Annotated in this window: 13 protein-coding genes and 1 tRNA gene; 8 read left to right on the plus strand and 6 right to left on the minus strand. The window is 41.7% G+C overall.

The genetic code is table 11. The features are described 5' to 3' along the window. The first annotated feature begins 48 nt into the window (after nucleotides 1–48). Nucleotides 49–516 carry an OsmC family protein gene (locus KI742_RS21405; RefSeq protein WP_017820322.1) on the plus strand — a complete coding sequence of 156 codons (468 nt, stop codon included), beginning with the start codon at nucleotides 49–51 and terminating at the stop codon, nucleotides 514–516. Nucleotides 517–592: 76 nt separating this feature from the next. Here KI742_RS21405 and gdhA read toward each other — a convergent pair whose 3' ends face one another. Continuing rightward, a complete protein-coding gene (gene gdhA / locus KI742_RS21410) occupies nucleotides 593–1,945 on the minus strand; it encodes an NADP-specific glutamate dehydrogenase (RefSeq protein ID WP_005373174.1) in 1,353 nt (450 codons plus the stop codon). 305 nt (nucleotides 1,946–2,250) lie between these two features. On the opposite strand from gdhA, the gene KI742_RS21415 reads away from it, so the two are divergent. Beyond that, nucleotides 2,251–3,261, plus strand: a complete 1,011-nt coding sequence (locus KI742_RS21415; RefSeq protein WP_033906458.1) for a DUF2804 domain-containing protein — start codon at nucleotides 2,251–2,253, stop codon at nucleotides 3,259–3,261. Between the two features lie 7 nt (nucleotides 3,262–3,268). Further along, nucleotides 3,269–4,126, plus strand: a complete 858-nt coding sequence (locus KI742_RS21420; RefSeq protein WP_005373167.1) for a sterol desaturase family protein — start codon at nucleotides 3,269–3,271, stop codon at nucleotides 4,124–4,126. 16 nt (nucleotides 4,127–4,142) lie between these two features. Here the strand turns inward: KI742_RS21420 and KI742_RS21425 are convergent. Next, a tRNA-Gly gene (locus KI742_RS21425) sits at nucleotides 4,143–4,217 on the minus strand. A gap of 371 nt (nucleotides 4,218–4,588) precedes the next feature. Between KI742_RS21425 and KI742_RS21430 the strand changes: the two genes are divergently transcribed. The 3 genes from KI742_RS21430 (at nucleotide 4,589) to KI742_RS21440 (ending at nucleotide 6,363) form a co-directional block, all read left to right on the plus strand. Next, nucleotides 4,589–5,107, plus strand: a complete 519-nt coding sequence (locus KI742_RS21430; protein WP_053304498.1) for a DUF4136 domain-containing protein — start codon at nucleotides 4,589–4,591, stop codon at nucleotides 5,105–5,107. Nucleotides 5,108–5,176: 69 nt separating this feature from the next. Next, nucleotides 5,177–5,632, plus strand: coding sequence for a hypothetical protein (locus KI742_RS21435; protein WP_115386591.1), 456 nt, complete (start codon nucleotides 5,177–5,179; stop codon nucleotides 5,630–5,632). A 50-nt stretch (nucleotides 5,633–5,682) separates the two neighbouring features. After that, entirely contained in the window at nucleotides 5,683–6,363 is a 681-nt protein-coding gene (locus KI742_RS21440) for a DedA family protein (RefSeq protein WP_206954257.1), read from the plus strand. Between the two features lie 124 nt (nucleotides 6,364–6,487). On the opposite strand, the gene KI742_RS21445 is transcribed toward KI742_RS21440, so the two are convergent. The 3 genes from KI742_RS21445 to KI742_RS21455 all read right to left on the minus strand — a co-directional run bounded on the left by KI742_RS21445 (nucleotide 6,488) and on the right by KI742_RS21455 (nucleotide 8,325). Then, on the minus strand, nucleotides 6,488–6,811 hold the full coding sequence (locus KI742_RS21445) for a hypothetical protein (protein ID WP_042522561.1): 324 nt from the start codon (nucleotides 6,809–6,811) through the stop codon (nucleotides 6,488–6,490). A gap of 86 nt (nucleotides 6,812–6,897) precedes the next feature. Further along, nucleotides 6,898–7,356, minus strand: a complete 459-nt coding sequence (locus tag KI742_RS21450; protein WP_017633653.1) for a hypothetical protein — start codon at nucleotides 7,354–7,356, stop codon at nucleotides 6,898–6,900. A gap of 327 nt (nucleotides 7,357–7,683) precedes the next feature. After that, a complete protein-coding gene (locus KI742_RS21455) occupies nucleotides 7,684–8,325 on the minus strand; it encodes a murein L,D-transpeptidase catalytic domain family protein (RefSeq protein WP_005373154.1) in 642 nt (213 codons plus the stop codon). 837 nt (nucleotides 8,326–9,162) lie between these two features. Here KI742_RS21455 and KI742_RS21460 point away from each other — a divergent pair. Further along, nucleotides 9,163–9,738: an imm11 family protein gene (locus KI742_RS21460; RefSeq protein WP_206954258.1), complete on the plus strand. Its 576-nt coding sequence runs from the start codon at nucleotides 9,163–9,165 to the stop codon at nucleotides 9,736–9,738. A gap of 139 nt (nucleotides 9,739–9,877) precedes the next feature. Here the strand turns inward: KI742_RS21460 and KI742_RS21465 are convergent, their stop codons facing one another. Next, nucleotides 9,878–12,238: an EAL domain-containing protein gene (locus tag KI742_RS21465; protein ID WP_054574642.1), complete on the minus strand. Its 2,361-nt coding sequence runs from the start codon at nucleotides 12,236–12,238 to the stop codon at nucleotides 9,878–9,880. A gap of 473 nt (nucleotides 12,239–12,711) precedes the next feature. Between KI742_RS21465 and rbsD the strand changes: the two genes are divergently transcribed. Continuing rightward, nucleotides 12,712–13,131: a D-ribose pyranase gene (gene rbsD, locus KI742_RS21470; RefSeq protein ID WP_005382620.1), complete on the plus strand. Its 420-nt coding sequence runs from the start codon at nucleotides 12,712–12,714 to the stop codon at nucleotides 13,129–13,131. The last annotated feature ends 6 nt before the right edge of the window (nucleotides 13,132–13,137 follow it).

The following is a 13,137-nucleotide window of genomic DNA, read 5'->3' on the forward strand; positions in this document are numbered from 1 at the left end:
GCAAGGACGGATAGTGTTGATTCGTCGTCGGAAAATCAGGGAGTTAGAATGAGTAAGCATTCCGCTTTAATCAAATGGCATCGTAAAGCTGGCGAAGAGTTTAGTGATAATAAGTATAGTCGGGCACACATTTGGCAATTTGATGGAGGGTTGCAAGTCCCAGCATCTCCATCTCCCCACGTAGTACCATTACCACTATCCGTAGAAGAAAACGTTGATCCAGAAGAAGCGTTTGTCGCGGCACTTTCTAGTTGTCATATGCTCGTTTTCCTGTCTATTGCAGCAAAGCGACGTTATGTTGTGGACAGTTACTTCGATGAAGCGGTAGGGGAGCTTGAAAAAGGCGAAAACGGAAAAGAGTGGGTATCAAAGGTAACGTTAAACCCTAAGATAACATTTTCAGGTGAAAAACAACCGACACCATCTCAATTAGAAAAACTGCACCACATGGCCCATGAGAATTGCTTTATCGCCAACTCCGTTAAAACAGAAGTGACAACGCTTATTGCGAATTAAGTGGAGCTCTTTATCAAAAAGCGCGGCCTATTGCGGAGTTATATTAAGCCAGCAGTCATCCTGCTGGCTCGTTCATCTAGACGACACCTTGCTCAATCATTGCATCAGCGACTTTTCTAAAGCCTGCAATGTTGGCGCCTAAAACTAAATTTCCAGGTTGGCCAAACTCTTTACTGGTTTCGTTTGCATTGATGAAAATATTTTTCATGATGGTTTGCAACTGACTATCCACTTGTTCAAACGTCCAGTTTTGCATGCTGGCGTTTTGCGCCATTTCAAGTTGACTGGTTGCAACGCCGCCTGCATTGGCTGCTTTTGCAGGCCCATAAGCTATGTCCGAGTCCACGATAATATTGGCAGCATCACGGGTGGTTGGCATGTTCGCCCCTTCACTAATCAAAATACATCCGTTTTCGATAAGAGCCAGTGCGTCGTCTGACGTTAATTCATTTTGAGTCGCACAAGGGAAGGCAGCATCAGCCTGATATCGCCAAACAGCATGTCCTTCATTAGGATAGTCGCCCTCTGGTGTGTATTCTGCTTCAGGGTAAGTTTCTAAATATTCTTCTAAGCTTGCTCTTTTCACTTCTTTCAGTTGTTTTAGGAGCTTAAGATCAATACCGTGCTCATGATAGATCGTACCTCGAGAGTCGCTGCATGTAACTGGCGTTGCTCCCATATGGTACAGTTTTTCAATGGCGTAGATAGCCACGTTGCCAGCACCAGAAACGAGGCAAGTTTTCCCTTTCAATGAATCGTTGCGGTCGTTGAGCATGCACTCTGCAAAATAGACGGCGCCATATCCTGTCGCTTCTTTTCTGGCGAGTGAGCCACCCCAAAGCAGACTCTTGCCTGTAAGCACACCTTCGTAGCGGCCCGTCAATCGTTTGTATTGACCAAACATATAGCCAATTTCGCGCGCCCCGACACCGATATCGCCTGCGGGCACATCGGTGGTAGGACCGATGTGACGGTACAACTCGTTCATAAATGATTGGCAAAATCGCATGATCTCGCCGTCGGATTTTCCTTTAGGATCGAAGTTTGAACCGCCTTTGCCGCCACCGATAGGAAGGCCAGTCAGTGCGTTTTTAAAGATTTGCTCAAAGCCGAGAAATTTTATGATGCTCGCATTGACTGAGTGATGGAATCTCAATCCTCCTTTGTACGGCCCCAAAGCAGAGTTGAATTCAACTCGATAACCTTTGTTTACTTGTACATTTCCAGCATCATCAACCCAAGGAACTCGAAACATGATTTGACGTTCTGGCTCGACGATCCTCTGGATAATCGCTTGTTCCTTATATTTATTATTGCCTTCTATTACCGGCGCGAGAGAAGTTAATACTTCTTCTACCGCTTGGTAAAATTCTTTTTGCGCAGGGCTACTGTGTTGCAACGCAACAATAGTATCGTGTATGTATGACATAGATTTCTTCCTTGATGTGAATAGGCAATCAGTTTATATGAATGTATTTCCATTAAATAGTGATTTTGACCAAGATTCAATGGTTGTAGTGGTCTTTCCTGCGGATGAGAATGTGCAGCTTCTAACCCAGGCTGTGTTGGTTGAAATAGGCAGGGCTAGCTAAGTAAGCGGATGGTTGAGTGATCAGTTTCACATATAACAAGCAGAAATCACTTTAGTCGATGTTGTTGTGCAGTTACGCAAATTGTTTATGTTAACGTCATGTTAAAGTTTTTGTGTGTGATAACTTGTGAAAAGACAACTATATGGATGAGCTTAAGGTTCTGAACTCGTTTATTCAGCAGAATGGCCTACCAGCGTTTGGCCACCTTGATGGAATTCCAACATCGTTACAGCTAGATAAATTTACCTACCTCGATGAGATGGATAAGCCGGTGTCTAAGTGGCGCCGTTATCGCGATTATAAGCAGTTTCAGTTCGTCAATTTGGTCACACCTAATTACGTCATTGGAGTAGCGATTGCTGATATACGGTATTTAGCATCCGGCTTTTGCTACCTGTTTGATATTAAAAAGAATAAGTTGATTGAGCAACAATGGTTGAAACCTTTTAATATAGGTTATCAAACTCAGCCTTCCAGTTGGTGCAGTCTTGCCCATCTTGCTAACAAAAGAGTTCAGTTTTCTATTAAGGATGGTATTTGGCACGTCCACTTTGTGACAGAGTCAGTCAATGCGGATCTCTATTTACGTCCAGAAAATATGAGTTTGCCATTAATGTTGTGTACGCCAACAGGTTATGCGGGTTGGACATATACTCAGAAGCACAATGCGTTAGCAGTAGACGGTAACTTGTTCATATTAGGAAAAGAGCAAGATCTTTCAGAGGTGGCTGCTGGTTACGATTTTTCCGCTGGGTACATGCGGCGAGAAACAAGTTGGCGCTGGGCAAGTATCAATTGCTTTGAGGATGACAGGCGTCTGGGGTTGAACTTGGCAGCTGGCGTTAATGAAACTGGCTATTGCGAAAATGTATTGTGGATTAATGGTCAGCGTCACTTTTTGCAACCTGTGCAGTTTCAGTTTTCACGAAGTGATGAAGGGCAAAAGTGGCATATTACGTCTGAAGATAAACGAGTTAACTTACAGTTCACGCCTTTGAATCGACGCTCAGAGAAGAAAAATTTTTGGCTTCTCAAAAGTAACTTTCGTCAGTACATCGGTTATTTCTCTGGCTATATTATCGATGGAAATGGCATCAAACATCAGTTAGAAGAAGTTATGGGTCTTACTGAAGATCACTATGCAAAATGGTAGAAACACAATGGATTGGACGCAGTTGATGGACCGCCCAGAATTACTTCTGATGATTCTGGCTCCAGTTTTCTTTTTCTGCATGCTTGCCGAATATTGGTTCGGACAAAGAAGGGGACGCTTGCCTGAAAGCGCGACGTATTACTTCCCTGAAGTAGCGTGTAATTTTGTTCTTGCGGGCTTACACCAAGCGACAGACATACTCACGGGTTTACTGATTGCTCAGTTGTATTTGTGGTGGTTCGATTGGCGTTTGTTTGATATCGAAATGAGCGTCTCAGCTTTTCTTTTACTTGTTGTCCTGCAAGATTTTTTCTATTACTGGTTTCATCGGGCTAGCCATCGTATTCGTTGGATGTGGGCCGCGCACGTTGTTCATCACAGTTCGGAAAGAATGAACTTTAGTACCGCCTTTCGTCAAAGTTTAATGTATCCGCTAGCGGGGATGTGGATTTTTTGGTTGCCCTTGGTGATTATTGGTTTTGAGCCAAAATGGGTTGTCTTCGTTGTGTTGTTTAATCTGGGCTTACAGTTTTTTGTTCACACCCAATCAATTCGTTCGCTCGGGCCACTAGAGTGGGTATTTAACACGCCGTCTCATCATCGCGTTCATCATGGTGTGAACCGTCAGTACATCGACAAAAATTATGCGGGTGTATTAATTATTTGGGATCGAATGTTCGGAACGTTTGAACCAGAGGTGGAAACGGTTCGGTATGGGGTTTCTAAACCTGTAAACAGCTTTAATCCCATCCGCGTGACGTTTGCAGAATGGAAAGACATGTTTTATGACGTAACTCGACCAAACTTATCATGGAAACAACGCTGCCGCCGTTTGTTCGCTCCGCCATCGGATTTTTATGAGTAAACTGAGATAAAGAGATTGGAGCGGGCAGCGGGAATCGAACCCGCATCATCAGCTTGGAAGGCTGAGGTAATAGCCATTATACGATGCCCGCGCATCGATAGGACTCGGTTAATATGCCACACTGGACGAAAAAGAAAAGTCTTTTCTCATCAAATGTTTGTCAGTTGCCTAAAAAAGTAGCGGACTGATGTCAAAGTGTTCATTGTCTCTGGTTTTTTGTGGTACTCGCGATTTCGTTACTAAGCCTAGAGGCTTCCAATTAGGTCGTAAACACCGAATTCTTAGGTGTTTAGATGTTGATGATATTCAAGATTTTCTGTGTAAAGGTTAATCTCGTTTATTGAACAGTCACGTTTCATGGTCAAGACTAGATATTGAAATGATTACTTTTTACTGTTGATGCGTATGTATAACACAGGGTAATTCTGCTGAAACAGTCAGCTTAACCAAAGGAGATTTAACATGATGAGAGGTTTGATATTAGGGCTGGTGGTGATGCTGGTATCTGCTTGTACTACCGTTACAACCGATGTAGATAAACAAGCCGACTTTTCAGCTTACAGAACGTTTGACTTCGGTGCTCAGGCGGAAGCTCCTACCAGTATTGATGGTCGACGTATTGAGCAAGGGCTTGCTGAACAGCTTGAGGGTAAGGGTTTAAATAAGGTAAATAGTGGCGGTGACCTTTACGTACATCATGATATCGTAGAAGAATCCGAGCTTGTTTCTTCAGGATCGTCGGTGAGCTTTGGCTATGGCTGGAATAGCTTTGGTGTGATCACTTCAAGCCCAGAAAGATATAAAGAACGTAAGTATGGGAAGTTGGTAGTTGAACTGGTTGATGCAAAGGCTAATCAAGTCGTTTGGAAAGGCGTTTCAAGTCGTAAACTGTCTGAGTCAATGAGCTCTGAGAAAAGAGAATCTCTCATCCAAGAAGAAATCGCGAAGATGTTTGAAAGCTACCCTTACGGTGAAAAATAATTAGTATTCTTAACGATTAAGAATACTAATTGCCAATAGTTACGCACAGGGTTAAAAGAACTTATTATTTTGGCTTTAGTTACCTTTGTGCGTACGATTCTGATTGCTTTACTCGGACTACTTTTCTGCTTGTTGGCTCCGAGCATGAGCCTGGCGCACTCACACCCAAATTTTCTTTCCTTTCATAACCAGAATATCGCTGTTGACGCTAAGTCGAAGCACTTTTCAGAACATCCTGTCTCTCCAATACAACAAGACTATCCGAGTTTAAACAGCCGGAATATATTGAGGGTTAGCCATGCTAAGGAAATGAGCTCGAACGACGATGTAGAACCCGAATGGTTTGAAATGCTTGATGTAGCATGGTGGGCGCATCGTTCGGCAATTTACTCGATGAAGCGGCTAAAACGCATCGGCAATGAGGCTTTAGATTGTTGTATTGAAAGTATTTTTAATCACTCTAAATACAGAATCGGCGTGAGAAAAGAATCGAATTTGATATACCGCTTTATACATGCTCGCTAACACATTCCATGTTTTTGAAACTTTTGGTTAATTATGCTTAGGAGCGGTTTATGTTTGATTCGATAATTCAGGTCTTGAGTGCCTTTTGGCATCAAGATTTCACGGCGTTAATGGCGCCAGGCAGTGCAGGTTTAGTTTATTTTGTTGTTGCTGTGATTATCTTTTTGGAAAGTGGTTTTATTCCCGCTGCACCTTTCCCATGCGACAGTGTCGTCGTATTGTCCGGTACGCTGGCGGCGGTTGGCGTCCTTGACCCAATTATGATCATGTTGGTGATAGCTGTTAGTGCGGGATTGGGAAGTTGGGCGGCTTATTTACAAGGCAAGTGGCTAAATCGCTTACCTAAGGTCCAAGGCTGGGTGAGCGCGGTTCCTCAAAAGCGTTTGGAACAAGTCGACGTATTACTCAGTAAACATGGATTGGTTGCGCTTTTGTGCACGCGGTTTATTCCGGTTGTTCGTTCCCTATTGCCATTAATGATGGGGTTGCGAGTGAAACGTATTAGTAAATTCCATTACTTTGCGTGGCTGAGTGCGATTTTATGGACACTGATATTATGCGGTTTTGGTTCATTACTTCCTTTGCTACCGGAAAATATGAGCAAAGCAATCACAATGCTATTAATGGCGGCACCAATAATTACTCTTGTGATTGGAGTGCTTAGTTTCTTGTTTGTTAAAGCACGTCGAGCGTTCTGTAAACCCAAGGATGTGTCTGAGTTTTCTCAGTAAGTTTACTTGATTTGCACTTTTAAGCTTGTATGCAGATTAGACATCTAATCGACAGGTTTTTATCAGTAAAAAGAAAGGCGCATACATTGCGCCTTTCTTTTTGAGTGTCGTTAGGGTTTCGAATTTAATAGCCAATGCTATATAAGTATTCGCCAACTTCTTTGCACTGAGACTTGTAGATGTTCTCTACTTCAGACTCATTCTTATCTGCTGCTTTAAATTCAAGTTCGGCAGACGATAGCTGGTCAAAGCTGTAGTCTCTCTCAGACATTAAGTAGTGTCTGAACATCGCTCTGTGTTCCGGAACTGCAATACGTGCGTTAGAAACGTTGGCACACTCTAACAGAGTGTCGTTACTCATTTCTTCTGGCTTAGTTTCTGTGTTTGCAAAGGTTGAGCCCGCTGAAAATAGTAATGCTAGTGCGATTGTTGTAGCGATTCTTGTCATTATATGGACCTCAAATTGGTTCTAGTAACAATGAGCATATTGGCTCTTATCGTTACATTTTCGTGTTCTCTGTATGTCATAAAAAGTTAAACAACAGAGAAGGCGTTGCGACCATGAGTAAAGACGTACATTAAGTTCGCTTCCTTTCTTCCTGAGAGGCGATAAAGAGAGCGTTGACTCATGAGTCCGCCATAACTGTCTAGAGGTAAGCGAGATGCTTGTTTTGCCAACTCCAGTAGTGGTGGAGAAGAGAAAGCAATAAGTAAAAAATAATCAGGAGTAAAATCTGATGATAAAACGCCATCAGTAGCTGATGTTCGGCGACAGGAGACAAGCCCGAACAACTCGCGCTTTATATGTAGGTAGTAACTTTCTGATCCCCAAGAACTCAGAGAAGCTGAGGCATGAAAATCAGTGTGTGCTAGCTCAAAATCGTCTTGTTGTGAGAGTTTAAGTAAACGCTCGGAAGTGTAATGTTTGGTGTGGTGCCACTCATGCGCATATGAAGCTGTGATGAGCCCTGAGAGCAGGGACAAAGAAAGCATCAATAATATACGGTGTAGATAACGCAAGAAGTAACCCTAAACATATAAAGCCACAGTTACCCACCATGATTAAGGAATCTTAGTGGAACTATGATAACGATGAAAGCCAGTGTCTGATGAACTCAGCGTATACTAACGAGATGGAAGGGGGATGAACAGAGTTTTCTGATCGCACTTAGGTATATGAGCGAATAACACAATAATTTTCGCTTTCGAGTAAGCGAAAATGGAAAGAGAGTCGTTGCACAGGACGATTAAGCTAACAGGATTATTACTGGGGAAGAAATAGAATCTTCTTTTTTCTTCCCCATATGTGTCACATAGGTATTACGCGCTTGCGTAAATAACGCTGCCGCCTTTTATAGTGTCAATGATCTCGCGAGACAACTTCTCTGGTAAAGCAGGGCAACCCCAACTGCGTCCGAGGTATCCATTCTTCTTGATAAAGGAAGGGTTTGCGTAATCGGCACCGTGCACGACAATGTAACGCTCGCGAGCTTTGTCGTTTAATCCAGAGCTTAGCCCATCTAATCGAAGTGAATAGCCATTTGAGCCGTAGTAAGTGGTATCAGTCAAAAAAGTGCCCAATGATGTTTTTCGCGAGTTCACGACATTTGAAAACTGTGTCGCTGTTTTCTTTCCGCTGTTCACGCCGTGAGAAACATACGTATTGTAGATTAGCTTCTTTTTATCTAAATCAACCACATAAAAACGCTTTTCAGTTGATGGTTTACTATAGTCGATGATCGTTAGTACCGACTTCTTTCTATCGGGTGTCTTCTGATAAGCGATGTAAGCGTCACTGAACAACTTAAAGTCTACTATGCCATCTAGCTTGGCTTGTTTAAACACATGTTCAACTTGCTTTGGTCGTAAATGATCCCTGGGTTCGTTATCTGATTGTTTTGCAAAAGCAAAAGGTGAGACAGACAACAGCGCACATGTAAATAATAAAATTAACTTTTTCATCTTGGCTAAATAAAACTCTATGGTGTTACAAATTTACCGATTGCTTCATGCATTCGTTAAAACAACATGCACATCAATATAATTCTATTCCCAATGTTTCTTATTGCACGCTTAGGTGCTTGATATTGGGTTGACGATAAGTTTTCGAGTTAAAAACTAACTAATTGAAACTTATATAAAATATGAAGTTTAACGATGGTTTCTATAAACTTCGGCGTAAATAATATCTGATATATGTAATTAATAAAACTGTGTTTAAGGATATTTGTGAAGTTGCTAATTTATAAAAACGGCGTTTTATTTTTCGTACTTTAGAAACTCTTTTTATTTCAATGTGTTTTCTTTTTCTACGCTTTATCCAATACCTCAAAAGTTTGTGATTTAACTCGTAACAAATCGTAACGCCGAATCGTTATGTGTATAAGTGCATTTATAATGTATGAATAAACAACAGGGTGGTAAGAAAAGGCAGTAAAACAGCGGTGAATCGGTTGTTTTTAATTCACGATTGACAAAGCCAAGTCTAAGTCGTACAAAAATTGAACTTGTGAATGTATCGTTTAAGTGAGAGTGATGAGCTCGACAAAAGTGAAGTGATGCGTGCTATTGTTTATTCTCTAATTTATTCGATTACATAAGGAAGGGTACATAGTAAAAATTGAAAAAATAATTCTATCGTGTGGATTAAAATATATAAATAATAAAACTTAGAAATTAAAATATAAGAACGCCAGATCTGAATTCATTAAATTTTTGAACATGAAAGTAAACTCTATCTATTATGTTTGGTTTGGTTTGGTTTGGTTTGAAAGCGCTCAAATTGATTTAAGGACGGTTATGACAGCATTTAATAAAGTGTTTATTGTCACTCCCAATGTTAATGATTTTGCAATGTTGCGAGAGTCGTCATTGGAAATGTCTCTTCAAGTAACGGCAAGCAAACCTATCCAACTCTATGGAGAGCCTGTTAAAGCCAGTTGGAAAAGTATTGATATTGAATGGTTAGACGTTAAGGGTGAAAAGCCATTACCCAGGCCTGATATTGCAGCATGGGGATCTTTTACTCTTGCTGTATCCGCTTCTATTGCGGATAAGCTCAATGTGTTAAGCGAGAATGTCGAATTTTTACCATTAAATCTACAAGGAAAGCCTTGGCGAGCATTAAACATTGTCACTCAAATTGATGCCATTGATACCTCTGCTACCGAGTATAATCTTCGTCATGGTAAGCTAAGTCGTGTTAGACCGTTTAAGAAACTCGTTTTGAATAGAGAAGCCGTTAATGAATCTGATTTGTTCAGAGTAAAAGGTGCTGGGCTCAGAACGTTTTGCACGGACAAAAAAGGTGGCTTGTACGATAGAGTCAAAGCGCTGAATTTGACCGGTTTGGATTTCAAGGAAGTGCTGGTTTAAAAACGAATAAATAGTAATTTACTCAACTAAAGTCATAGATATAGGTATGGGGGAACAAAAGCTGAGCATCTATCAATTAAGCTCATATACAACTAAATACAGCCGCCACAGCTGTGACTGCTGTACTTCTCCCCTTAACTTATGTTCTTGAAACCCTAATTGAGCTGACCATGGACGCATCAAATCGACTGTCGTCATTTGCCGATTGCCACCACAAGCTCAATTGTTCTTTAGTCATTGGTTTGCCAAATAAATAGCCTTGCATATAGTCGCAGCGGTATGCCGATAACCATTCATGCATCATATTGTGTTCAATACCTTCTGCTGTAACCGTTTTATTTTGGGCATGGCATAGCTCAATAATAGGTTTGATCACATGTCCGTTGTTGGTGTTCATCAATGTAACGAGGAACTCTCGATCAAATTTGATTTTTTGAACCGGATACTGAACGAGCTGAGTTAACGATGTGTAACCAGAACCAAAGTCATCAATTGCAAGACGGTAGCCACGTTTTGATAGCTCATCAAGTAGGGCCGTGCCTTGTTGTTCTGCGGCAAAGGTTTCGGTTATTTCTATCTCAATACATTCTGGTTTAACACTGTGCAGTGTCGCTTGTTCATGGATGTAGTTTGCCATTTCTATCGAGTTTAGCTCTGCTGATGAAAGATTGACCGAAAGAACAATATCCTTACCGAAAATATTCCTTAATTGATGGTATTCCGCCGTTGCATTGGCGAAAACCCAGCGGTCAATTTTATCAAATAATCCGGCTTGCTCTGCAATTGGAATAAACTCCTTTGGGGGGATAGGGCCGATACCTTCGGCTTCCCAGCGCAACAAGACTTCTAACCCCTCAATTTCGTTGCTTCGATTGTTCATATAGGGTTGAAAAACAAGGTGGAATTCTTCCTCTACATTGCTTTTTCGGAGCGCACGTTCAAGCTGACTTCGTCTTTGAGACTCAATATTGAGAGCGGCTGAATAATAGGCGTATTGATTTTTCCCTGCCCGTTTTGCTTGATACATAGCCGCATCGGCACTGGAGAGTAACTTCGCGATGTCAGTACCGTCTTGAGGATATTGTGCAATACCTACGCTTGCCGTAACGGGAAATGAATTACTCCAAGATGAACTGAGATTACTAATCGGTTTTAGTAACTCTGATGCAAGCAAATCAGGCAAGCGTTTTACCTCTTGATTTGAGCTCAGCAAAATTGCAAATTCGTCACCAGATAACCTGGCGGCAAAGCAGGGGCTGTTGTAATCGTGCGAGAACTTTTGACAGGCATTCTTGATGTGTGATGAGAACACTTTTAATAAGTTATCTCCCAATTCATGCCCGTATTTATCATTCACGTATTTAAAGTTATCAAGATCGACGTAAACAACCCACAGAAACTGCGAAGGGGAGATAAGTTCACGAGTGGCAAGCTCATGAAAACGATGGCGATTGGCGAGTTGCGTCAGGTGATCCGTTTCAGCTAGGCGTTTTGTCTTTTTATAGATGACATTAAGTTCCTCATACATATCAAAAAAGCGTGCAGAGAGGCGTCCTATTTCATCGTTTGTTTCTAGCTTTTCAATATTGTCACGTTGATTAGATTCAAGTTCGTTCAGCTGCTTATCAAGGCGAGAAACAGGGCGCAACACATAGCGGTACAACACCAAAATGATTAATGTGATGGTGAAAAACGCCGCTACGCCAAAGGAGAAAGCAAGTTCTAGCCACACTTTATCGACTTTATTCCACATTAAATATTCGGCAGGAGAAAGCACGGCATAAAAGTGCGGCAGCAGCTCAATGGTTTGAGCGAGAGGAATATCAAGATAAATGGGTTTGTCGGCGAAAGTAATCACGCTGTGCGTGTCAAACTCGATGTCATGCTTAATCTCGTTAAAGGCTTCAAGTGATACGGAAACTACCACAAAAAACACATTTTTCGAGTCAAAGCTCAAAGGGTGAGTCCCCGTTCTTTTGTCGACGACCTCATATTGAAGAAGAATGCTTTGTCCACTGGAGTTATAAATAAAGCCAGTGTGACTGAAAGCCTCTCTCTCATTGAAACTTCGTGATATGTACTCTAACACCTTTGGGTCGACCACGCCCGATGATTCGTAATATTTGTTTTCTGTGTAGTAGAGAAGGTTTTGTTTGCCGTCGAGGATCGCCATGCTTGCATCGCCTTTGTAACCATGGCTCAATACTTCAGCGGTCTCGTCTAATCGGTTAAACAAGACTCGTTCACGATAGGGGTTGTTATGATTTACCAAATAGTCTTGTAATACATCACTTTTACTGAGCGTATAGGCATAACTATTAAGAAAAATATTCGCTTGTCGAAACTGCCCGGCGAGCTTTTCCATTTGCAACTGAATATAGCTGTCTTCCCGCTTGATGAGCGTCACTTTTTGAATGCTATAAATAATATAGCTAGATACTAACGCGCTTAATAAGATCACTGGCGCGACAAGCAAAATGACTCTATTGCTTAACTTCATTATGGTTCTTAGTTTCCGTTTGTGTCCCTACAAACGTCGCGTACCAGGTAAGGTACTGAACGGATGATGTGTTTTGGCAAATTGTAACCAGATTGTAAGGTGAGCGTTCTCCAAAATCAGGCAGCTATCTAAGAATTGTGATGACGTGAAAGGTTTCGAGCTTATTAACTAGAGGTTTTCTCAGTAGTAGGACGTCTCTTTTCCTTCCTCCCTGTATAAAACCTAACCGTAATGACAGGGAAATACCGTCATCGAAACGTTTCGATGGTAAAGTGTGACTCAAGTGCACTTTTCCTATTCAATGACAATTGAATTACAGATCATTCTCACACCTTATCGATCTCACACTGGTCAAATTGCGATGACGAATTATTATTTCATCGAAACGTTTCGATGAGTTTTCTGTTAATAACGAAAACACTTTAAAACAGGCGCTCATGGTTGTATGAACGTGTAACCGAAAGGTCGATGAGATGAAAAAAAGTACCCTAATTAACTCAGATATTTCTTACTTGGTGGCGACGCTAGGCCACACCGACGAGATCACGATATGTGATGCTGGTCTACCAATCCCAGAGCATGTTCAGCGAATCGATTTGGCGCTAACGCATGGGGTACCAAGTTTTCTTGATACTGTTCGCGTAATTCTATCTGAGTCCCAAATCGAAGGGGTCATCATTGCGGAAGAGTTCTCTGATGCAAGCCCAGTTTTGCATGAAGCGTTGCTCAACGAACTGAGCAAAGAGAGTGAAGAAACGGGCAAATCTATTGAAGTGAGCTACGTGTCACATGAAGCGTTTAAAGCACGTACGGCGCAAAGTCGCGCTATCGTAAGAACCGGCGAATGCTCGCCATATGCGAACGTTATTTTCCAAGCGGGCGTGGTTTTTTAAGCCAGA

It is taken from the genome of Vibrio sp. D417a (assembly GCF_030248595.1).
Lineage (GTDB): Bacteria > Pseudomonadota > Gammaproteobacteria > Enterobacterales > Vibrionaceae > Vibrio > Vibrio alginolyticus.